Source organism: Trichocoleus sp. FACHB-90, from assembly GCF_014695505.1.
Taxonomy (GTDB): Bacteria; Cyanobacteriota; Cyanobacteriia; order Cyanobacteriales; family FACHB-T130; genus Funiculus; species Funiculus sociatus.
In genome coordinates, this window is the sequence record NZ_JACJOK010000013.1 from 14332 (window position 1) to 35009 (window position 20678).

A 20678-nucleotide genomic window follows, 5' to 3' on the forward strand; every position below is an offset into this window, starting at 1 on the left:
TTCCATCACCCATCACATCAGATTTAGCGGGTCAACATCAATTGTCAAGCTGACTGAGGACGGACAAAGAAGACGCAATTGATTAAAATCTGGCAAATGTGGCAGCGAATCCGGCGCAAACTTCAGCATAATTTGCCATCTGTATCGATTCGCCACCCGTAAGATACTAGCGGGTGCTGGCCCTAATATCTCGTAACCAGTGGTATCCTCATCTTTCTCAGTAAGTGTTGCTGCCAACATTTCGGCAGTTTCCTGAACTTGGGCGGCATCAGTGCTGCTTAGCCGCAACAGAATCAAACGCCCGTAGGGAGGATAGTTCAGCGCCTCTCGTTGTTGTAATTCTGTCTCGATAAAAGACTGGTACTCGTGACGGCGTACTGCCTGAATTACTTGATGCTCTGGGGTGTAAGTTTGAATAATTACTCGACCGGGGTCATTGCCTCGACCAGCACGACCTGCAACTTGTGTCAAGGTTTGAAATGCTCTTTCTGAAGCTCGGTAGTCGGGTAGATTTAGCAAACCATCGGCAGCGACAACTCCCACGAGTGTCACCTGAGCTAAATCTAGACCTTTGGTGAGCATTTGAGTCCCCACTAACAAATCGGCTTCCCCATTAGCAAAGCGGGTTAGCAGGGTTCGGTGAGCGCCTTTGGTGCGGGTGGTGTCGCTATCGAATCGGATGAAGCGCAATTGGGGAAAAGCTTGCGCTAATTCTTGGGCGACTCGCTGGGTACCACTGCCGAAAAATTTCAGGTAGGGAGAACCGCATTCGGGACAGGATTGAGGATGCGATCGCACAAAGTTACAGTAGTGACATCGCAACAATTCCGCCGCATCCTCATGGGTGTGGTGATACGCCAGAGAAACATCGCAGTGCGGACACTCCACCACATACCCGCAACTGCGACAAGAAACAAAGGTACTGTGTCCCCGGCGATGGATAAATAAAATCCCCTGCTGTCCTCGTTCTTGCAGTTGTTGCAGTCCCTCAGTCAGCGACCGACTAAAAATGGATCGATTCCCCTGCTGCAACTCAGAGCGCATATCTACCACTTCTACAGGTGGTAGCGGACGCGATTGAATGCGTTCTGGTAATGAGAGGTAATGGGTGATTGAGGGCTGGGGATTGGGGATTGGGGATTGGGGATTGGGGGAAAGTACAATCCCCGACTCTCCGCTGAACCCCTGGTTAATATTCACCCAGGTTTCTAAAGAAGGTGTGGCGGAACCTAAAAGTAGGGGGCAATTTTCCAACTGAGCGCGCCAAGTAGCGACAGTGCGGGCGTGGTAGGTTGGTGCTGGTTGGTCTTGCTTGAAGCTGGAGTCGTGTTCTTCATCTAAGATTATCAGCCCCAGTCGCGGTAAGGGGGCAAAGATGGCTGAACGGGTGCCAATTACTACTTGAGCTGCACCTGCGAGCATTTGCCGCCAAGTATCATAACGTTCGCCATCGGAAAGGGCGCTGTGATAAACGCAGACTTTATTGCCAAAACGGGCGCGGAATCGGTCGGTTAGTTGAGGCGTAAGACCAATTTCTGGCACTAGAACGAGTGCCGATTGCCCTGATTTTAAGATGGGCGCGATCGCTTGTAAATATACCTCTGTCTTCCCACTCCCCGTCACCCCATGCAACAGCACCTCAGCGAACCCAGATAAATTTGTGATGACTTCCAATGCCTGAGCTTGGTCATTTGTCAACTCTTTCGGTTGATCCTCAGCTAAAGCGGGTTCTGCCGCACTCCGCAACATCTCCCGCTCTTGAATTACAACGCAACCTTTTTGCTCCAGGGCTTTGACGGTGGATGAACTGGCGTTGCAAATTTGCAGCAACTCTGTCAGCCATAAATCACCGCCGCGTCTTCGCAGCACTTCCAAAATTTCTCGTTGGCGTTGCGTCACATCCATCGGGAAAACATCCACAACCAGCGTTACTGCTTTCTGTAACTTTGGGCGTCCTTTTCTAGGCGGTTCTAGGTAACTTTCTACCAAGTTATTCCGCAATAACTCCCGTACTGCTCGATATGCTCCTCTGACTTGACGTTGTAGGTAGGCGAAGCTATAGTCTCCAGCACTTTGAGCTTGCAGGATTTCTAGAATTTGACGAGCCGCTCGACTAAGGTATTGGGGATTGGGGATTGGGGATTGGGGATTGGGGATTGGGAAATCTCCCTTGTCTCCTTTAATAAGACGAATTCTTCGCTGCGATCGCCCTAGCAATCCTGGTGGCAATGCTACCCGAATCACCTGAATTAACTGGGTATAGTAATATTCAGCTACTCGGTTGAGCAGCTGCCAGTAGCTGGGCGGGAAAAACCCAGCACTGACCACATCCTCAACATCCTTGATTTTGGCGCTATTCAGTTCCGGTGGTGGTGCGTCTTTTATGCGGATAGCGATCGCTCCCAGCACCTGCGTCCCAAACGGCACACTCAGAATATCCCCCGGCTGCACTTGCAACTCACTTGGCAAGCGGTACGTATACAATTTCTTTTGCGCTTCTGCCTCTGGACAATCTACCAGCACTTCAACCCACCGATTCTCTGGAGAACCAGACTGGTAGGACGCTCGACTCTCCAGCGCACTGCCTTGTAGCACGAAATTGGGATTTGACGACATACTCTTTCCCCTCCACCTTGGCAGTCGGATGCCATCACCCGGCAGACCGCTTCCTGGCGCTTACTGTAACCAGTTAATTTTAGCTGGCTGTTGACCTTTCAGGGATTGGGGATTGGGGATTGGGGATTGGGAACTGGGGATTGGGAAAAGTCTTACCTAGTCCCTAGTCCCCAGCCCCTAGTCCCTAGTCCCCAGTCCCCAGTCCCCAGCCCTCAACCCCCAGTCCTAAGTAAATTTGCTACCCTCTATCTATCATGCAAAAAGCGCATCTGTGTTTTTCTCCCTATTGATAGAGAGCGAAGCTAATAATTATATGAGATCCTGTTGGCATAACCAATTAAATTTTAAAAACCTTTAAAATCCCTTGGTTACAAAAGGAGGCAGCAAAACTATCAAAAATCCCAAAGATAAGCATTTGCTATAAGTTATTTCAAGGAATTTTATCCACGACGTGAAAGCTAAAGGCAACCGTCTGATAGACTAAAGCTTTACCTTCATTTCTCCTGATTTTTTATCCGAATCTCCACCAAATCTAAAGGAATTATATATTCTGTAATCAGGAGAACAATCAGAAAAGAATATTTTGGTAGCCTAAAAAAGCAATTTGCTTTCTCAACAGGTGGGAAAAAGACATTTTGATTGTTTCAATACTGGTAGCTATTTGCTTAAGTCACTATCAGATAAATGAACAACAAAAATAGCAGAGAAGTAAAAAGGAGAAATAAAGATTGAGCCTTGATTCTTTGCTTAGAGAGCTTGTCTTCAGTCCGTCATGGATATGTACAAAGAGAGCAATCATCTAAACACACTCGCTTTATCCAATACCGACTCAGACCTTGTTATGAATATTGCTGAACTGAACCCAAGTGACGTGGAATCTATATCTGATAACGATTTTGCAGATATTCCCCAACACCATCTAGAGGAATCTGATGAAATAGGCAGTGTCGAAGCTGAAATCTCAGAGGAAGTGGATAAATTAGCGGCTGGCCGTCCTTCCGGCTACCGCAAAACTGTTTCCGACGATACAGTGGGAGCTTTCTTTAAAGAGATGGCCCGCTATCCACTTCTCAAACCAGAGGAAGAAGTAGAGTTAGCGCATCGCGTCCAATTTTTAGTAAAAATAGAGGCGCTTCAAGAAAAATTGCAAGAGGAGTTGGGACGCAAGCCTACAAAAGCAGAAATAGCAGCAGCAGATGGCATGACGGAAAGGCAGCTTGAGCATCACCTTTATCGCGGTAGAGTAGCGAAAAGGAAGATGATTCGCTCAAACCTGCGCTTGGTTGTTTCTATTGCTAAACGTTATTTAAATCGGGGCGTTCAATTTCTGGATTTGATTCAGGAAGGCGCACTCGGATTAAACCGCGCGACGGAAAAATTCGACCCAGACAAAGGTTATAAGTTTTCTACCTATGCCTATTGGTGGATTCGTCAGGCAATTACCCGGACAATTGCGAATGATGCTCGGACAATTCGCTTGCCAATCCACATTGTTGAGAAGCTGAATAAACTCAAAAAAGCGCAGCGGGAACTAAAGCAAGAATTGCACCGCAATCCTACAGAAGAAGAAATGGCGAAGGCTCTAGAAATTGAGCCAAACCAGTTGCGGCAGTTGTTACAGTTGCGGAGGCGATCGCTTTCTCTAAATCATCGCATAGGTAAGGGCGAAGAAACCGAGCTGATGGATCTTCTGGAAGATGGTGATAACCAATCTCCCGAAGAACAAATGAGCGAAGCGATGATGCGTCAGGAAATTTGGGAAGTCTTAGGCGATGTTCTCACCGAGCGCGAAAAAGATGTCATCTCTCTGCGGTATGGTTTAACTAGCAGCGAACCTTACACATTAGAAGAAGTCGGCTGTTTGTTCAATCTCTCCCGCGAACGAGTGCGTCAGATTCAAAGCAAAGCAATGCGAAAACTGCGCCGTCCCCAAGTCGCTAAACGTTTGAAAGGTTGGCTTAGTTAAGTTATCAGCTAATAGCTAATGGTAATTTACAATTAGCTATTAGCTATTTACAAATGATCAATGATTTGAATTTGCGCCCAGCTACTCCAGCTGATGTGCCAATGCTGTTTCGCTTGATTGAGAGGCTGGCAGAGTATGAGAAACTATCTCATGCTGTCACTGGCAATGCTAACGACCTGAAAGAACACTTATTCGGCTCTAAACCCTATGTGGAGGCGATTATAGCTGAATATAATGGGCAAGCAGTCGGGTTTGCCCTGTTTTTTCATAACTATTCGACATTTCTCACCAAGCCGGGAATTTATCTGGAAGACTTGTTTGTTCTCCCAGCATATCGTCGTCAAGGTATTGGTAAACAGATTTTTAGCTATTTGGCAAAGCTTGCAGTTGACCGTGGCTGCGGCCGGATGGAGTGGAGCGTGCTGGATTGGAATCAACCCGCGATCGCATTCTATCAGCGCATGGGTGCAGATGTCTTACCCGACTGGCGGATTTGCCGAGTGGCTGGCGAATCCCTCACCAACCTAGCATCTGCACCATTAACCTCTTCTGCCAGTGACGTAGGCAGCCGTTAGAGGGTGCTGTGGGGATGCAAATATCTGGGTAACTGAACCGGATTCGATCAATTGTCCTGCGCCATTTTGAAACCAAAATAGCGCCACATCATCAGCAATGCGCTTTGCCTGTGCCAGATTGTGGGTGACGACGAGAACCGTATATTTACCGCGCAGATTAGCGATTAAATCCTCTACCACTTCACTAGAAAGGGGATCGAGGGCGCTGCAAGGCTCATCCATTAGGAGAACATCAGGTTTGAGCGCGATCGCTCTGGCAAGACACAACCGTTGTTGTTGACCGCCGGAGAGGGCAAGGGCAGGAGATTTCAGCCTGTCCTTCACCTCATCCCATAAGCCGACATCACGCAAAGCATCCTCTACAACTTCATCGATTTTTTCTCGACTTTTCACTCCGTGTTCCCTAAGCGGAAATTCGATATTTCTGATAATTGAAAGCGGAAACGGGTTGGGTTTTTGAAATAGCATTCCCACGCGGCGACGCAATGAAATTACATCGATTTCTTGCACATCTTGATTTCCCAGCAGAATCCGCCCTGATAATCGACAGCTTGCAGTTAAATCGGTGAGGCGGTTCAGGCAAGTTAAAAAGCTAGTTTTGCCACAGCCGGAAGGGCCGATAAGCGCCGTAATGCTACCGGATTTGATGGAGAATGTGACATCTTTAAATGCTGGTTTATTAGCGTAAGACAGGCTTAAATTCTCAGTTTGTATTTCCGGTGGCTGAGTTAGGAGTAATGTTGAGTGTTGCTCGTTTTTGCTTGTATTTTTCATGAAAAATTTGAACCGCTGAGGACGCAGAGAAACTTACGCTATCCAAATTCGTGATTGCCGAAAACGCTCCGCTAGCCAAGATATTGCCGCATTAATTAGTAATAGAAAGCTGACTAATACTAGGGCGGAGGCGTAGGCATTTGATTCACCGCCAGAAACGTTCATGGCGAGGTCGTAAATGTGCACAGAGAGCGATCGCCCGGAATCCCACAATGACTCTGGCATTCGGTCTACGTAACCGCTGGTAAAGATTAAAGCAGCAGTTTCTGCGATCGCTCGTCCCAAACCCAACAGTAACCCCACCACTAACCCAGGCATTGCTGCTGGTAGCAGTAACTCCCATAATGTTGCTGTACGCGAGAGTCCCAGCGCCGCCGCCGAACGTCGATAATCGTCCGGTACACCTCGCAAACCCTCCTGCGTTGAGCGAATCAGAATCGGCAGCACCATACACGCCAGCGTCAACCCACCGGAAAGAATAGAGAAACCCATCCCCAAAGTTTTGCAGAAGAAAGCGTTACCGAAAAGACCGAAAACAATCGAAGGTACACCTGCTAAAACATCTAAACTGAGGCGCACCAAACGTCCCAAAATACTATCATTCGAGGTGAACTCAGCCAGCAATATAGCAGTCCCCACTCCCAGAGGAATTGAAACCGCCATGCAGACTCCCACAATTAGCCCTGTCGAGACTAAAATTGGGGCGATTCCCCCATTTCGCCCAGCATTGCGCGGTTCTGTTGTTAGAAAGTCCCAGTTAATTTGACCGATACCATGCCAGATAATATCGCTTAACAGCCACAACAGCGAAGCTGTTACCACAGCCACAACAGCCCAAATGACCACGGTTGAAAGTAGCTCTGAAGAAGGTAAAAAGTCAAAATGCAAAAACTTGGTTTTTTCTTTTGTATTTTGCCTTTTTACTTGTAATTTTCCTAAGGGATTAGTCATAGGGGTGTAATCCTATCTAGTTAAAAATAATTGCAGGTTGGCTTGAGAAACTAAACCGAACTTACGCAAATTTTTGTTGGTAATTCTAATTGAACCGCATTAATAAATGTGTCCTTTGTTGCTCTTTTCCGCAGCAATTACTAAAGCTACAATCATCGCCATTAATACCAACCCGCTAACAAACAAGGCGGCGCGGTGATTTCCTACTGCGTAAGCCATCTCTAAGGCAATATTTGCCGTCAACGTCCGTACTGGTTCAAAAACACTTTTTGGCACCTGAACCACGTTACCGCAAACCATCAGCACTGCCATTGTTTCGCCAATTGCCCGTCCGGTTTCCAAGATGATCCCCGTTAATAGCCCTGACTTTGCCGCCGGGAAAACCACCCCGCGTACAATCGCCCAGCGTCCCAATCCCAGCGCCGCCGCCCCCCGCAGATAATCTGGGGGAACGTTGGCAAGGCTAGCGTCCGCTACTAGAGCAATGGTGGGCAAAATCATTAGTGTCAGAATTAAAGTTCCAGCTAATAAACTCGGCCCCGGCGGGTGAATCCGTCCGATAATTGGCACCAGCACAACTAAACCCCAGAAGCCATAAACCACCGAGGGAATACCTGCCAAAAGCTCGATCAATCGTCGGTAAAGTTTGGCTAAAACTGGGGGTGCGTAATAGTGACAAAAAACTCCTGAGAGAATGCCCACCGGAGTTGCTATTAACACTGCGCCAGACATCACTAAAAGCGTCCCCGAAAGCATTGGTGTTAGGTTAAATTCATCACTCGTTGGATGCCAAGAGGGGTCGTTGAAGAAGCGTGTCAGCCCGATACTTTGCAGGATAGGTAAGGTTTCCCAAATCAGGAAAACTAGAATTAGGAGAACAATTGCACCGGAAACAATCGCCATTCCTCGCAACATCCAGACGAGGATGGCTTCATTTCGTAACTGGGACAAAATATTGCTCCTTTACAATGTCTTGCACGCTCTGGGAACTGGCAAAATCAATAAAATTCTTTGATAATCCAGTGGGTGTAGTTTTCGTCACCAGATTCAGAGGGCGAGAAATGGGAAAAGTGCCTTTACTGACGTTGGCAATTGAGGCTTCTACTCCTTCAACTGGCAATAGTTTGATGGGAGTATTGTGGGTAGCAGCATATTCGCCAGAACCAATAGAGACGTAACCAATAGCATTAGGATTACCGGCTACTGTCTTGATTCCTTGCTCGTTATCGCCAATCACTACATCGGCTTTTATATTTTTCGTTTCTAATTTGAAATGACTGGCAAAAAGTTCTAAAGTAGAGCGACCTTCAGCCTTATTAACAACCGTAATCGGGGCATCTTTCCCGCCGACTTGTTCCCAATTATTGATTTTATCGTTGTAAATATCAACAATTTGCTTGTCACTCAGACTTTTAACTGGATTGTCTTTATTAACAATGACCGAGATGCCATCTTTAGCAATGGTGAAGGCTTGCAGATCCTTTTCGTTATCTTTGAGACTTCGCGACACCATGCCGATATCCGCTACACCCTGACGGGCATCTGCAACTCCCCGCGAAGAGCCACCTGATTGCACGTCAATCCGGACTCCCGGATGTTGAGTTTCATACCGCTTGGCAATTTCTGAAGCAAGGGGCGCTACCGTACTAGATCCAGTCAAGACCAGTTTGCCTTGTAAGTTATCGGACGACTGGTTTGCCACTGACGGGGGCTTGGCACAAGATTGCAGCCAGAAGCAAGCAGCTAACCCCGTCGAAAGGAAGGCAAGCATTTTTAGGTTCTTCATCTGTGATGAATTTAAGTTTTTTTTATCTGTGTGATTCAAACGAGAGTAGGCAACATCCCAAGTCAATCGCCTTCCCAGCATTTGCCCTCTCAACTGCGGGATCTAGCTGATAAAGCACCGCTTTACCATCTCGCGTCGCCGTCACAAAACCTTCTTCCCGCAGAACTTTGAGATGGTGCGATAGCAAACTCTGCTGCAACCCCAGCACTGCATTTATCTCGCCAACGTGCTTGGGACCGTTCATCAAGAGTTCTAAAACCTCAAGCCGTGTTGAGTCTGCCAAGGTTTTCAGTTTTTGGGCGCAAAACGACTGCATGGATTCACCTTGTGGAAGTTGGGAATAAACCCAGGAGGGAGCTGAATGGTTATTGATATCAAATTATATTCATATCAATAACCATTCATTAGTTATACCTTAATATTTTCTTAAAGGAACATGAGGTTATGCAGTTGGTTTCCAAGTGTATATAGGCACCAGCTCCATACTTCAAGGGATACCTCTGCCCTACGTTAGGGTCAGCGAAGCGCTGTTTTCGCGTTAGCGGCACGAAGTGCGGGTAGGGGCTAAGAGTGATTTCCTCTTCCCGGAATAGGGAAAAGGGTTGAGGGTTAGGTTTCTAATACCAGCTTGACAAAAACGGTGTACTATGTATATTTAATAGAAAATTAGTGGTATGAGATTGCTAAACGCGATCGCTCTCTTAAAAAAACACTTATTCTAAACTCTAATCGGAATCCTCATCGCCAATTCAGCCCCTTTTCCGGGTGTAGAAATACACTCTAAATTTCCCTTATGTTTTTCAACAATAATTTGGTAGCTAATCGCTAAGCCAAGCCCAGTCCCTTTACCAACAGTTTTCGTGGTGAAGAAAGGATCGAATAGTCTTTGTTTAACCTCTGGTGTAATACCTAAACCATTGTCTATAATCCGGATTTCTACTTGATTGCGGTCTACAACCTTGGTGCAAATCCGGATAGTGCCGGGATCGTCTTTAATTTCTTCTAGTGATCGCTTACGGTTGTACTCATCTAGAGAATCAATCGCATTCGTGAGTAAATTCATAAATACTTGATTGATTTGTCCGGCATAGCACTCGACCAAGGGCAATTTTCCATATTCTTTAATCACCTGAATTTCAGGATGCCCTGGTTTATTTTTGAGTTGATTTTGCAAAATCACTAGCGTACTATCAATGCCCTCGTGAATATCAACTTCTTTCATATCCGCTTCATCCAAACGAGAAAAGTTTCTTAGAGAAAGAACAATTTGACGTATACGCTCAGATCCCAATCTCATAGAGGACAAGATTTTCTGAAAGTCCTCTGTCAGGTAGTTAAGCTCAATCTCTTCAATATGCGTTTGAATTTCCGGGACAGGATCGGGGTAGTGCTGCTGATACAAATCCAGCAATTGCAATAAATCTTGCAGATATTCAGTGGCAGGGGTGACGTTGCCATAGATAAAGTTAACCGGATTATTAATTTCATGGGCTACGCCAGCCACTAACTGACCCAAACTAGACATTTTTTCGGTTTGAATCAATTGTGTTTGAGTTTGTTTTAACTCGTGTAGCGTTTGTTCCAACTCTTTAGCTTTGTCTCGGTATTTAGCTTCAGCTTTTTGAATTTTTTCAAATAAACGAGCATTTTCCCAAGCCGTGGCGATTTGTCCAGCCAAAGTTTTGAATGTATCGAGATCGGTTTGGCTGAAGCGATCGCTTTGGTAATCTTGGATATTAAGCACCCCCAAAAGCGTGCCACGACTGATCAGGGGGATGGCTACCTCAGAACCCTCTTGACCAGGTTGTAATTCTTTTTCTGTCAATACATTACTGATATCATCCACCCAGACGGGTTGGTGAGTTCTGGCCGCATGAGCGACAACAGAGCGATCGCACTCTAGCGAGATATAGGCACTTTCGTCTTGCCTGAGTATATCGTAACTGCCATCAGCCCACCTAACCAGTTTGCTGTTCGTTTGATCTAATAGATATATCTGAACATAGTGTAAACCAAAGCGATTTTGCATCAGGGCGATCGCTTCCCGCAATAGGAGTTCCGGATCGAGAAGCGCTTTCGAGAGTTCGCTCACCGCTACTGTAACGTGCTGGCTCACTTCCAGTTCGTTAGTACGCTCTTCTAAGCCTTGCAGCAGTTTACCCACCTGCTGTGCCATATGATTGAAACTTGTTGCTAAAATGCCAATTTCGTCCTTCGATTGGATCGAGCTACGAGCTTTGAGGTTGCCAGTAGTAAATTGCGTAACCGTGCTACTTAGGTAAATCAGCGGCTTAGCCAGCAGTTGTGCCATCGTAACAGCAGCAACGATCACAACCCCGGTAATAATTAGAGCCAGCAACAGCGTGTCGCGGATTTGGGCTTCGATTGGTGCAAGAAATACCGCTTCAGGCTGGACGAAAACCACAAACCACGGCTGCGTCTTTAACTTGGTAACTGCTGCTGCGTTCGGCTTATTACTTCTAGCGTCTAAGGCGGTTGTAAAGTAAGGGGATGTTGCAGCGTTATCTAGACCTTGCTCAAAAGTAGGCAAATTTGTTGACAGGTCTGCCATTTTCCCTTGCGGCAACCGTCCTTCTGCTTGCAGAGCTTTCACTTGGGCAGGTGGCAGGGGCGTGACCGATTTAAAATTTAACTCAGGTGCGTTGCCTTGAGCTAAACGGATATGGTACTCGTCCAGCAAAATCGCCAAGGATGCGCTTCCTTTCACCAGGTCGGTATTTTGGCTAACCAATCGCTGGACAACAGCAGCGTTATAACGGATACGCAAGACACCGATGATATTTCCCGACGCATTTCGTATCGGACTACTGAAGTATAAACCGATCTCATTACTACCTGGAGAAAACTGGATGGGCGAGACATAGGGTAAGCCAGTTTTAAACGGTCGCTGAAAGTAATCCCAGTCAGATTTATCTAGACCGATATCTGGTGTATAGGTATCAATTACATCTCGCCCCTGACGATCGAGCAGCGCGTATGAGGAGATATTCAAAGTATCTTTACGGCTGAGCGAACGTAAAGCGCCCTCAACTTCTGCGGCGATACTTTGTCTCTGGTTAGCAGGTAAACCTAAGTACTTGCTGAAGACTGGCAACTGTGCCTCCACTCGTACAGCGTCCAGATTAGAGTTGATAAAAGCATCAATACTGAGAGCAGTTTGGGTGGCTGCTGCTAAGAGGGTTTGATTAGCATTGTCCGTCAGCACTTTTTGCGTGGCTCGCTGATTCAAGAATGCCAGTACCAGCAAGGGGAGGAGCGCCACACCCAAGAAAGAAAAGATCAGCTTATTGCGTAGGGTAGAAAGTTGGAAATGTTTCACGGTCAATTTACCTTTTGTAACTGCTGCACAAAGGACGGATCGATTAGTTTTTGAATATCCGGCGCAGCGCTTAGCCCTCCGGTACGAGTATAAAAGTCGGCGTACAATTTTGCTGTATGATACAGCGACTCTGTTGTCGAACCTGGAGTAAATGCCTTTAAGTTGTCTTGCAAAGTAGACAACTGGATGCCATCTGTTGAAATGGTTTCAGGTTTAATTTTCAGGGTTTTGGCAATTATTGCTTTGCTTTCTTCTGGATTAGCTTTCCAGTAATCTTGGGCTTGAAACCAAGCTCGAATAAATGCTTTCACATCTTGAGGGCGATCGCGTAGCACATTGCCCTGAAACATGATGACATCTGGAATCAACCCAGGGGTCTGCTTACTGGTGAATAGCACTTTAGCCCCAGATTTGACTGCTTGAGACACATAGGGTTCCCAGGTTTGTCCTGCTTGAATTTCACCACTTTTTAAGAAACCTGGAATTGCTTCTGCTTCTATATTGACTAAGCTAACATCTTGACTAGAAAGACCTTTAGTTTCTAGTATCTTGGTGACAAACAGTTCTCCGAAATCACCTAACTTAGTGCCGAGCCGCTTGCCCTTCAAATCAGCCACGCTTTTTATATCGCGCCCAGCTACTATTGCGTCAGCACCAGCTGATTGATCAGTGACTAAAACAATTTTTGCCTCTGGGTTTTGGCCAAGCTTACTCATAACGCTACCTAATGGCAGAGCAACCCCATCATTTTTATTAGCACTGAAGTTAGACAGGGGTACGAGAAAGTTTTCTGAATAAACGGGTTCGACTTTAACACCCTGCGCTTGGAAGAACCCTTTTTCTTGGGCGATCGCTATTGGAAAGTGTCCAGCCCAGAGACTATAGCCGACCCTAAGAGGCAAAGACTGTGAACTCGAAGTAACTACTGTTGTCGTGCTATTGCAGGCGGTGATTAGCACAATGCTGAGTAATACAAGAGATACAAAGCGTAGCAATCGATATTTCATGCTAAAACCTGTTGATGTGTGTGACTGAATGCGGTCAACTTCCTGGCTGCAACTGCTGCACAAAGGACGGCTCAATCAGTTTTTGAATATCTGGCGCAGTGCTTAGCCCTCCTGTGCGAATTGAGAAGTCGGCGTACAATTTGGCGGTATGGTACAACGACTCTTCTGTGGAGCCGGGAGTAAACGCCTTTAAGTTTTCTTTCAAGGTGGACAGCTGAATGTTATCGGTTGAAACGCTCTCCGGTTTAATCTTCAACCTTTTAGCAATCAGTTCTTTGCTTTCTTCTGGGTTGGCTTTCCAATAATCTTGGGCTTGGAACCAAGCTCGGACAAATGCTTTTATCTGTGCAGGGCGATCGCGTATTACATTACTGCGAAACACGATGACATTCGGAATCAACCTAGGCGTTTGCTTACTGGTAAATAGTACCTGCGCTCCGGCTTTCAGTGCATCTAATGTGTAGGGATACCAAGTTTGTCCGGCTTGAATATCACCGCTTTTTATGTGTGCTGGAATCGCTTCCCCTTCTATATCGACTAGGGTCACGTCATCGGTCGTAAGACCATTACTCTCCAGCATCTTGACAACAAACAATTCTCCGTAGTCGCCTAACTTCACGCCGAGTCGCTTGCCCTTCAAGTCAGCCACACTTTTAATATCGCGTTGCACCACTACAGTGTCAGCACCAGCCGATTGATCGGTTTCCAAGACAATTTGTATATTGGGGTTTTTCCCAATCATGCTCATAACACCACCCAATGTTACGATGATGCCATCATATTTACCTGCACTAAAATCAGAGACAACCCCTAAATAGTTTTCTGAATACACAGGTTCAACTTTCACCTCTTGAGCGGCAAAAAATCCTTGTTCTGAAGCAATCTCCATCGGGAAATATCCTGGCCACAGATTGTAGGCAATTCGCAGCGGTGGAAGCTCAGGCTTAGAGTTTGTAGAGGTTGTGCCATTGCAGGCTGTAACCAGCACAATGCTGAGCAATAAAAGAGACACAAAACGGATAAACTGAGATTTCATACAGAAAAACTGTTAATTTTTCATTGAATGGGGTGATGTTGCCTTTTGTGTCAACTTCCCGATTGCAACTGCTGCACAAAGGACGGATCAATCAGTTTTTGAATATCTGGCGCAGTGCTTAGCCCTCCGGTGCGAATATAGAAGTCAGCGTACAATTTGGTGGTATGGTACAACGACTCGGTTGTAGAACTGGGAGTAAAGGCTTTTAAGTTGTCTTTTAAGGTGTACAACTTGACCCCCTCAGTGGAAACTTCTTCAGGTTTGATGGAGAGCGTTTTCGCAATCAGCGCTTTACTTTCTTCGGGATTTGCCTGCCAATAGTCTTGAGCTTGGAACCAAGCGCGAATAAATGCTTGAACGTCTTTTAGGCGATCGCGTAATACCGAAGTGCGAAACACAATTACAGTTGAAATTAAGCCGGGTGTATCCTTACTGCTGAATAAGACTCGCCCTCCCGATTTAGTAACTTCAGATAGGTACGGTTCCCAAGTATGTCCCGCTTGAATATCACCGCTCTTAAAACGTGCTGGAACCGCTTCTCCTTCTACGTTGACTAGAGTTACATTATCGGTAGTCAAACCATGTTTCTGGAGCATTTCGCTCACAAATAATTCTCCTTCGCCTAACCTGACTCCGAGGCGCTTGCCCTTCAAATCAGGGACACTTTTAACATCCGGGCGAACTACAATTGCGTCAGAACCAGCCGATTCATCAGTTGCCATCACAATCTGCACATCTGGGTTTTTCCCAATAATGCTCATCAGGCTACTTACTGTGATGGCGACTCCATCATATTTTCCAGCAGCGAACTCAGACACCGAATCTAAAAAGTTTTGGATATAGACGGGTTTGACTTTCACCCCTTGGGCCGTGAAGAATTCTTTTTCAGATGCGATCGCTATCGGAAAAAGCCCAGGCCAGAGATTGTAGCCGACTTCCAAGGGCGGCTGTTCTGGGCGGGAAGTTACGGTTGTCGTGCTATTACAAGCTGTGACGAGTACCAGGCTGAGTAAGAAAAGGGACGCAAAGCGGAGAATTCGAGATTTCATGAAACTAAATTTGTGATTGAACTAGAGTCCTACTGCCTTTCGCAGTTAACCTAATAGGATGGCGATTCTTAACTCCGGCGCTTGTCTTAGGGATGGATCGCTGTCCAGAACGCTTGGTAACGTTTCCCTCCCTTGAGCCAATTGAGTGATGCGCTAAGAAGGCTACCGCCTCTGGTTCCTTTCTTAGAATTCCCAATTTTGTCTAAGATTTAACGGTGGTATTGTATATCTGTGGTTAATGGTGTTGGTATCAATGCAGGCTAATCAGTTACACAACTGAATCCACAATTGCAAAACACCTTTGCCTTGCGATTACGGTCTGGTGTATTAGATAACGCGACTTGGTATAAGTAGATTAAGCACAAATCAATATAAAATCCCTCGAACAAGCGCGAGTGCCGCCCTTGAAGTAAGCGATTTTTCTTGAGTTGAACAAATAACTCTACTCAACCAGTCCATCCATTTAAAATTCAGGGGGAATGGCCTAATGACGATTTGGGTAAACGAACAGATCGACCCGTCTGGTATGATCCATGCTTGCATTGCCTGTTGTGATGAGGAGCAGGCAAAAGATTGTCATGATTCCTACAAACAGAACTTGACTGAAGTTCAAAAATGTGCAGGTTGGATTGCTAGATTGCGGACAGTCGATTCTTGGGACGAAGTGCCAGTTAACGCCCTAAAGCTAGATTAATAATCGATGAAAGCTCTTGTTTATTAGCTCTTTCGTCAGGGGTGCGATTGGGATCATCTGGAGTTTGGCAAATTTATTTGCTAATTAATCTGGAAAACTGGAACTTCACTTGTAGATAAATTTGGCTCTTCTGACTTTGTGGCGATAAACAAAACTGATTACTGATGTCATGCCGCTCCTGAGAAGTTGGGCATTTCTTGCTACTGTTTTTACCATAACTTCAGTAAAGCCAAACAGTTGTTGCTTACGCGAATTGCAAGTTCAGCGTACTGTAAAATTCAGCTTTGTAAAACTCACTTTGTGACGCTCTTGAGCGCATCTATTACACACTATGATGCAAAAACATTCTCGATTTGGTGCCACACTCCTTTTACTATCTAGCACACTAGCATTTACCACTGTTGCCTATAACAGCTATGGGGACACCTCTGAAAAAGCTTTAGCAGCTGCTTTAGACTCACCTCTAAATGAACGTCCCGCAAGCACAAACCAATTGGCTCAAAGAAGGGAGCGTTTGGAACAAAGAAGAAACCAACAAATATTTGAAGTCCCAATTATAGGACGGCAGTCGGGAATACCCGTAGTTGAAGTTACTTTTAACAACAGGCGTAGATTCCCGATGATGGTAGACACTGGGGCAAGCGTAACAATAATTACCCCACAGATGGCAAATCAAATAGGGTTTCGCAAGACTGGTACAACACGAGTAAGAGTAGCTAATGGTGAGACTATTGAAGTACCAGTAGGACGTGTATCTTCTATTGACGTAGGCGGTGCTGTAATAGAAGATTTTACAGTTTTAGTAGCCGGAGCGCCACTTTTAGGACAAAACTTTTTCAGCGGTTATAACGTCACGATGCGACAAAACATGATTGTGTTTAGAGAACGGCGGCGGTAAAAAGGGAAAAGGAAAAGGGAAAGGGAAGAGGGAAAAAAGTTCTTCTTTTTTCCCTCTTCCTTTCATTAGCCTAAAATTGAAAAAAAAATTGGTTTCCTATAGCACTTTTAAGCCAGAAACGCGGGGAACTTGATAAGGATCGATGATTTATAAATCTTTGATGACAAGTTGAGCATCATAGAAAAGAGCATTTAAGAAACTGATTAGAATATCCTTACTTTGCAGAGAACCAAAGATTTTCTTGAAAGCATAATCAATCTTAGGATTAATGAAGACCATAATTGGTAATTAGTAATTAGACATAAGCTTAATTTTAAGTGTGTTTAGGTGGACGAAACTTGCGGGAACTGATGGGAATAAGAATTTGACTGAGCATTCGTAATTGTTCAGCCGTACCCATGCAAATCAGTAAATCTTTAGGCATTAATTGAGTTTCACCAGTGGGGCCGCCAATAAGAGTGCCATCAGCGCGACGAATCGCCAGAACTAAAGCACCAGATTGCGATCGCAACCTCGCTTCCCTTAAAGATTGCCCGACAACCGGACAACTTTGGGGATCGATCAGAAACTCTTCCATATAAAAAGCCCGATCCGTCCCCGTGAGAATCCCATCCACAAAATCCATCACCTGGGGTCTAAGGGCAGCAGCAGCCATGCGCCTACCGCCAGTAATATAAGGAGAGACAACAGCATCAGCCCCGGCGCGTTGCAACTTTTGTACAGCTTCTTCCGTACTAGCACGCGCGATCGCGCGAATTTGCGGATTCAGCGTTTTTGCCGAAAGCACCGTATAAAGATTTTCCGCATCCGAAGGTAACGCCGCCACCAAACAAATCGCCCGCTCAATTCCTACCCGATGCAGAGTATCATCCAGAGTAGCATCGCCCTGTACGGCAATATAACCCAGCCCCTGTGACTCCTCTACTTGCTCTGGCTGAGAGTCAATAATCACAAATGGGATGCCCTCGGCAGCAAATTCTACAGCAATGTGCCGCCCGGTGCGACCAAATCCGCAAAGGATGTAATGTTCATTTAAGGAATCCACCAAACGCCTCCGTTGCCTCAGTAGTATTCCTTCTTGAAAGTAGCCTTGGATCAGGGCTTCTGTAAACCGATTGACGATATAACCAATGCTGATCACACCCATCAAAATCAGGGTAATGGTAAACAGCCGACCGCGATCGCCTAAAGGATTAGTTTCCCCATACCCCACAGTTGCCAGGGTGATCACAGTCATATAAGCCGCGTCTGACCACGACCAGCCTTCAACCAGCTTATACCAAAGAGTGCCGCCGAGGGCTACGCCGCCGAGAGCGATTGTCCCGCCAATTAGCTCTTTGCGGATACGTCGATATTTTTGTTCAAGTGCTGTCCGAGAATCGCGTACAGTGCCTGTACTCACTTAGATCAAAATAGAGGTAAAAAAAAATGAGCATTCCATCGCAGGATAACTGTTCCCAACTTGTAAAGTGAAACATAAAGTCAACATTCTTAGAGATCAACTATGTACGTACTCATTGGCGGAGCCGGACTTGTTGGGTTGGATTTGGCGCAACGGCTGGTAGAACTGGGGCATACCGTCGCCGTAATTGATATCGATCCGAGTGCCTGCCGTTATGCCCGCGAAGAAGTCGGCGCAATGGCTTTTGAAGGCAGTGCTGTCAGTACCGAAGTGCTATTAGAAGCCGGGATTCACAAAGCTGATGCCGTAGCAGCCGTTCTCCGGCACGATGCCTTAAATCTAGCAATGGTCACTCTCGCTAAACACTACGGCGTTTCCCATATTGTGAGTCGAATGCGCCACCGTGATTTTGCCGAACCCCTACGCCTTGTCGGGGCTTCTCATATCATCAGTACCGTCGATTTAGGAGTTTCCACAATGGTAAATGCGATTGAGTATCCGCAAGTAGAATCAATGATGCACTTTGAGCAGGGTCAAATAGAAGTTTTAAAACTCTCGATTCCAGAAAAGTGCTATGTTGTCGGTCGTACCCTTGCTGAAATCGCTCAAGAACCCCAATTTCCTACGGGATCTTTAATTATTGGTTATCAATCCCATCCCCACATGGATTTAGAGATTCCCAACGGCAGTACAGTTTTAGAGCCGGGAGCGACGATATTAATGGTAACGAAGCCAGGATCATTACATCAAGCCATCGATTTTATCAACGGTTGCACCTAATCATCTTCTAGTTTCATCAGTTGTTCATCAATCATTTTTATCCGCCCTTGCACGATTTCCTCAGAGAGAATTCGCTGCCGAATTGCCTCATTCAACGCCCCTTTTTCTGCCAATAGCAATCGTCGTCTAATCGCGTCAAGTTTTGAGCGATCGCCTTCAACTAATTCTCCCGGACGACGATTATAAAGATTCCGCAGCGCTTTTTCTGCCCCTGCCACTCGCACCTGATATGCGGCTCGGATTTCTTCGTAAACACTTTTTGGCAAAACTCCTTTTTTCAGGAGACTATCCAGTTCATCTTGAGCTGCCTTAGAAGCAATCAACTGAGCTTGCAATTCCTCAACCTGCTGGCGAGAATCTGAGAAATGGGATAGCTGCAACCGCCGTACAAACCAAGGTAAACTTACACCCTGCCCTACGAGAGATATCAGCACCGCACCAAACACTAAGGCGATCAGCTGCTCTCGCCCCGGTAGTGTTGTAGGTAAACTGAGGGCAAGAGCCATTGAAAGAGAGCCTTTGATGTTACCTAAAAACAGGACGTGCTGCCAACGCAATGGAATCGGACGGTCAAACAAACGTACCCCAGCCAACAACGGATAGACAGTGAGAACTCGCGCAATTTGGTAAGCCAAAACCGCAAGCAGAACCGCTGGCAAAGTCCTCCAGAACGTCACCGGGTTTATTTCTACACCAATCAGCAGAAAAATAAAGGTATTGACCGCAAAACTGGCATAGTCCCAAAAACTCAACAACGCAATTCGCTCGGAAGCAGACGTGCTGCGAGAAAGTCCAATATTCCCGAAAATTAATCCAGCCACAACCACAGCCACAGCACCGGATACCCCTAAAGATTGCCCAATCTGGAAGGTTCCTAATGCAACTGCAACTGTCAGTAAAAGACTGCTAAGGGGGTCGTGTAAACGAATAAATACAGGTATGCTTAAGTAGCCCAAAACTAAGCCGACGAGACTGCCTCCTACGGCAACAAATAACAGTTGTTGGATTCCTTCTAATACCGTGAGCGAACCTGTCGAATACACGGTCAGAATCAGGTTAAATGAAACTAGGGCGGCGGCATCGTTGAATAGGGTTTCTCCTTCAACGATGGTGGAAAGCCGGGAGGGTACAGGTATCTCCTTAAAAACGGCAATCATTGAAACTGTATCAGTGTTTGCGAGAATGACTCCAATTAGTAGCGCCGGTATCCAAGCTAGCCCCAGTCCAAATTTCAACAGAACGGCAATCATCGCAGAAGAAAGTAAAGCCCCAGGGCCAGCTAAGAGGGCAATTGGTTTAAATGTGCTTCGGAGACGGCTGACATCTGTATTGATGCCAGCTTCAAAGATGAGGATTGGCAGGAAAAGATTCAACACCAGGGAAGGATCTAGTCCAATCCGACGAGAAAATAGCTCTGTAATCGGCAAACCTGCCAACACTAAACCCGTGACGTAGGGAACGCGAAGCCGCTGTGTCACTAGGGCAACAACTGTGGCAACTAGCAGGAGAATAATCAGAATCGGGACTAATTCTGCAATGTTTGCTTGAGGCTGTTGGTTGGTTTCGTTAAGATTAGCGAGAATAAACGGCTGCGGAAAGCACCAGACAAGGGGTTTCGCTAAGGAGAATAGACGCATCATCTGATTTAGCTGATTGGTACAAACAAACGTGAGGAGCGATCGCAGCATTCCACGCTCCAGTTTACATTTACAGATGTAGAGTTTTCGCAGTTACGTTAGCACAGAGCGATCGCACCAGCAACCAGTATTTTTAGATGCAATAATTGCTTTGTCATGGTTTGATG

Annotated in this window: 18 protein-coding genes and 1 pseudogene; 6 read left to right on the forward strand and 13 right to left on the reverse strand. The window is 46.1% G+C overall.

The window, feature by feature from the left end:
- Positions 1-12 precede the first annotated feature (12 nt).
- A complete protein-coding gene (priA, locus tag H6F74_RS03080; protein WP_190436137.1) occupies positions 13-2616 on the reverse strand; it encodes a primosomal protein N' in 2604 nt (867 codons plus the stop codon).
- 90 nt (positions 2617-2706) lie between these two features.
- Between priA and H6F74_RS03085 the strand changes: the two genes are divergently transcribed.
- The 3 genes from H6F74_RS03085 to H6F74_RS03095 all read left to right on the forward strand — a co-directional run bounded on the left by H6F74_RS03085 (position 2707) and on the right by H6F74_RS03095 (position 5157).
- The gene (locus tag H6F74_RS03085) at positions 2707-2922 is read left to right on the forward strand and encodes a hypothetical protein (protein ID WP_190436445.1); all 216 of its coding nucleotides are present in this window, start codon (positions 2707-2709) and stop codon (positions 2920-2922) included.
- 535 nt (positions 2923-3457) lie between these two features.
- The gene (locus H6F74_RS03090; protein WP_190436140.1) at positions 3458-4582 is read left to right on the forward strand and encodes an RNA polymerase sigma factor, RpoD/SigA family; all 1125 of its coding nucleotides are present in this window, start codon (positions 3458-3460) and stop codon (positions 4580-4582) included.
- A gap of 53 nt (positions 4583-4635) precedes the next feature.
- Positions 4636-5157, forward strand: a complete 522-nt coding sequence (locus tag H6F74_RS03095) for a GNAT family N-acetyltransferase (RefSeq protein ID WP_190436144.1) — start codon at positions 4636-4638, stop codon at positions 5155-5157.
- On the opposite strand, the gene H6F74_RS03100 is transcribed toward H6F74_RS03095, so the two are convergent.
- The 9 genes from H6F74_RS03100 to H6F74_RS03140 all read right to left on the reverse strand — a co-directional run bounded on the left by H6F74_RS03100 (position 5122) and on the right by H6F74_RS03140 (position 15100).
- On the reverse strand, positions 5122-5931 hold the full coding sequence (locus tag H6F74_RS03100) for a phosphate ABC transporter ATP-binding protein (RefSeq protein ID WP_190436150.1): 810 nt from the start codon (positions 5929-5931) through the stop codon (positions 5122-5124). The two genes, H6F74_RS03095 and H6F74_RS03100, sit on opposite strands and share 36 nt — an antisense overlap.
- A gap of 33 nt (positions 5932-5964) precedes the next feature.
- The gene (pstA, locus tag H6F74_RS03105; RefSeq protein WP_190436153.1) at positions 5965-6882 is read right to left on the reverse strand and encodes a phosphate ABC transporter permease PstA; all 918 of its coding nucleotides are present in this window, start codon (positions 6880-6882) and stop codon (positions 5965-5967) included.
- A gap of 99 nt (positions 6883-6981) precedes the next feature.
- On the reverse strand, positions 6982-7833 hold the full coding sequence (gene pstC, locus H6F74_RS03110) for a phosphate ABC transporter permease subunit PstC (RefSeq protein ID WP_199300784.1): 852 nt from the start codon (positions 7831-7833) through the stop codon (positions 6982-6984).
- On the reverse strand, positions 7814-8653 hold the full coding sequence (locus H6F74_RS03115) for a phosphate ABC transporter substrate-binding protein (protein ID WP_242021772.1): 840 nt from the start codon (positions 8651-8653) through the stop codon (positions 7814-7816). Before H6F74_RS03115 ends, pstC begins: the two co-directional genes overlap by 20 nt.
- 37 nt (positions 8654-8690) lie before the next feature.
- Positions 8691-8984 (reverse strand): metalloregulator ArsR/SmtB family transcription factor, encoded by a 294-nt coding sequence (locus H6F74_RS03120; RefSeq protein WP_190436161.1) that lies wholly within the window; start codon positions 8982-8984, stop codon positions 8691-8693.
- A gap of 402 nt (positions 8985-9386) precedes the next feature.
- Positions 9387-12008 carry an ATP-binding protein gene (locus tag H6F74_RS03125; protein WP_190436164.1) on the reverse strand — a complete coding sequence of 874 codons (2622 nt, stop codon included), beginning with the start codon at positions 12006-12008 and terminating at the stop codon, positions 9387-9389.
- 2 nt (positions 12009-12010) lie between these two features.
- Positions 12011-13015, reverse strand: coding sequence for an ABC transporter substrate-binding protein (locus H6F74_RS03130; RefSeq protein ID WP_190436167.1), 1005 nt, complete (start codon positions 13013-13015; stop codon positions 12011-12013).
- Between the two features lie 34 nt (positions 13016-13049).
- A complete protein-coding gene (locus tag H6F74_RS03135; RefSeq protein WP_190436170.1) occupies positions 13050-14051 on the reverse strand; it encodes an ABC transporter substrate-binding protein in 1002 nt (333 codons plus the stop codon).
- Positions 14052-14101: 50 nt separating this feature from the next.
- Entirely contained in the window at positions 14102-15100 is a 999-nt protein-coding gene (locus H6F74_RS03140; RefSeq protein ID WP_190436174.1) for an ABC transporter substrate-binding protein, read from the reverse strand.
- Positions 15101-15587: 487 nt separating this feature from the next.
- On the opposite strand from H6F74_RS03140, the gene H6F74_RS03145 reads away from it, so the two are divergent.
- The gene (locus tag H6F74_RS03145; protein WP_190436177.1) at positions 15588-15794 is read left to right on the forward strand and encodes a glycogen debranching protein; all 207 of its coding nucleotides are present in this window, start codon (positions 15588-15590) and stop codon (positions 15792-15794) included.
- A gap of 331 nt (positions 15795-16125) precedes the next feature.
- Positions 16126-16692: a retropepsin-like aspartic protease gene (locus H6F74_RS03150; protein WP_190436180.1), complete on the forward strand. Its 567-nt coding sequence runs from the start codon at positions 16126-16128 to the stop codon at positions 16690-16692.
- A 150-nt stretch (positions 16693-16842) separates the two neighbouring features.
- On the opposite strand, the pseudogene H6F74_RS30855 reads toward H6F74_RS03150, so the two are convergent.
- Together H6F74_RS30855 and H6F74_RS03160 are read right to left on the reverse strand one after the other, a co-directional pair.
- A pseudogene (locus H6F74_RS30855) lies at positions 16843-16971 on the reverse strand (PD-(D/E)XK nuclease family transposase); the annotation flags it as partial.
- Positions 16972-17005: 34 nt separating this feature from the next.
- The gene (locus H6F74_RS03160; RefSeq protein WP_190436183.1) at positions 17006-18094 is read right to left on the reverse strand and encodes an NAD-binding protein; all 1089 of its coding nucleotides are present in this window, start codon (positions 18092-18094) and stop codon (positions 17006-17008) included.
- A gap of 102 nt (positions 18095-18196) precedes the next feature.
- Between H6F74_RS03160 and H6F74_RS03165 the strand changes: the two genes are divergently transcribed.
- Positions 18197-18874: a TrkA family potassium uptake protein gene (locus H6F74_RS03165; RefSeq protein ID WP_190436186.1), complete on the forward strand. Its 678-nt coding sequence runs from the start codon at positions 18197-18199 to the stop codon at positions 18872-18874.
- On the opposite strand, the gene H6F74_RS03170 is transcribed toward H6F74_RS03165, so the two are convergent.
- Entirely contained in the window at positions 18871-20562 is a 1692-nt protein-coding gene (locus tag H6F74_RS03170) for a sodium:proton antiporter (RefSeq protein WP_242021773.1), read from the reverse strand. The genes H6F74_RS03165 and H6F74_RS03170 overlap by 4 nt on opposite strands.
- Positions 20563-20678 lie beyond the last annotated feature (116 nt).

Bases quoted from the DNA above. Each gene is read 5' to 3' on its own strand.
- H6F74_RS03090 (WP_190436140.1), top strand. From the start codon at position 3,458: ATGAATATTGCTGAACTGAACCCAAGTGACGTGGAATCTATATCTGAT.
- H6F74_RS03145 (WP_190436177.1), top strand. From the start codon at position 15,588: ATGACGATTTGGGTAAACGAACAGATCGACCCGTCTGGTATGATCCAT.
- H6F74_RS03165 (WP_190436186.1), top strand. From the start codon at position 18,197: ATGTACGTACTCATTGGCGGAGCCGGACTTGTTGGGTTGGATTTGGCG.
- H6F74_RS03150 (WP_190436180.1), top strand. From the start codon at position 16,126: ATGATGCAAAAACATTCTCGATTTGGTGCCACACTCCTTTTACTATCT.
- priA (WP_190436137.1), bottom strand. From the start codon at position 2,616: ATGTCGTCAAATCCCAATTTCGTGCTACAAGGCAGTGCGCTGGAGAGT.
- H6F74_RS03135 (WP_190436170.1), bottom strand. From the start codon at position 14,051: ATGAAATCTCAGTTTATCCGTTTTGTGTCTCTTTTATTGCTCAGCATT.
- H6F74_RS03100 (WP_190436150.1), bottom strand. From the start codon at position 5,931: ATGAAAAATACAAGCAAAAACGAGCAACACTCAACATTACTCCTAACT.
- H6F74_RS03095 (WP_190436144.1), top strand. From the start codon at position 4,636: ATGATCAATGATTTGAATTTGCGCCCAGCTACTCCAGCTGATGTGCCA.
- pstA (WP_190436153.1), bottom strand. From the start codon at position 6,882: ATGACTAATCCCTTAGGAAAATTACAAGTAAAAAGGCAAAATACAAAA.
- H6F74_RS03140 (WP_190436174.1), bottom strand. From the start codon at position 15,100: ATGAAATCTCGAATTCTCCGCTTTGCGTCCCTTTTCTTACTCAGCCTG.
- H6F74_RS03115 (WP_242021772.1), bottom strand. From the start codon at position 8,653: ATGCTTGCCTTCCTTTCGACGGGGTTAGCTGCTTGCTTCTGGCTGCAA.
- H6F74_RS03130 (WP_190436167.1), bottom strand. From the start codon at position 13,015: ATGAAATATCGATTGCTACGCTTTGTATCTCTTGTATTACTCAGCATT.
- H6F74_RS03170 (WP_242021773.1), bottom strand. From the start codon at position 20,562: ATGCTGCGATCGCTCCTCACGTTTGTTTGTACCAATCAGCTAAATCAG.
- H6F74_RS03120 (WP_190436161.1), bottom strand. From the start codon at position 8,984: ATGCAGTCGTTTTGCGCCCAAAAACTGAAAACCTTGGCAGACTCAACA.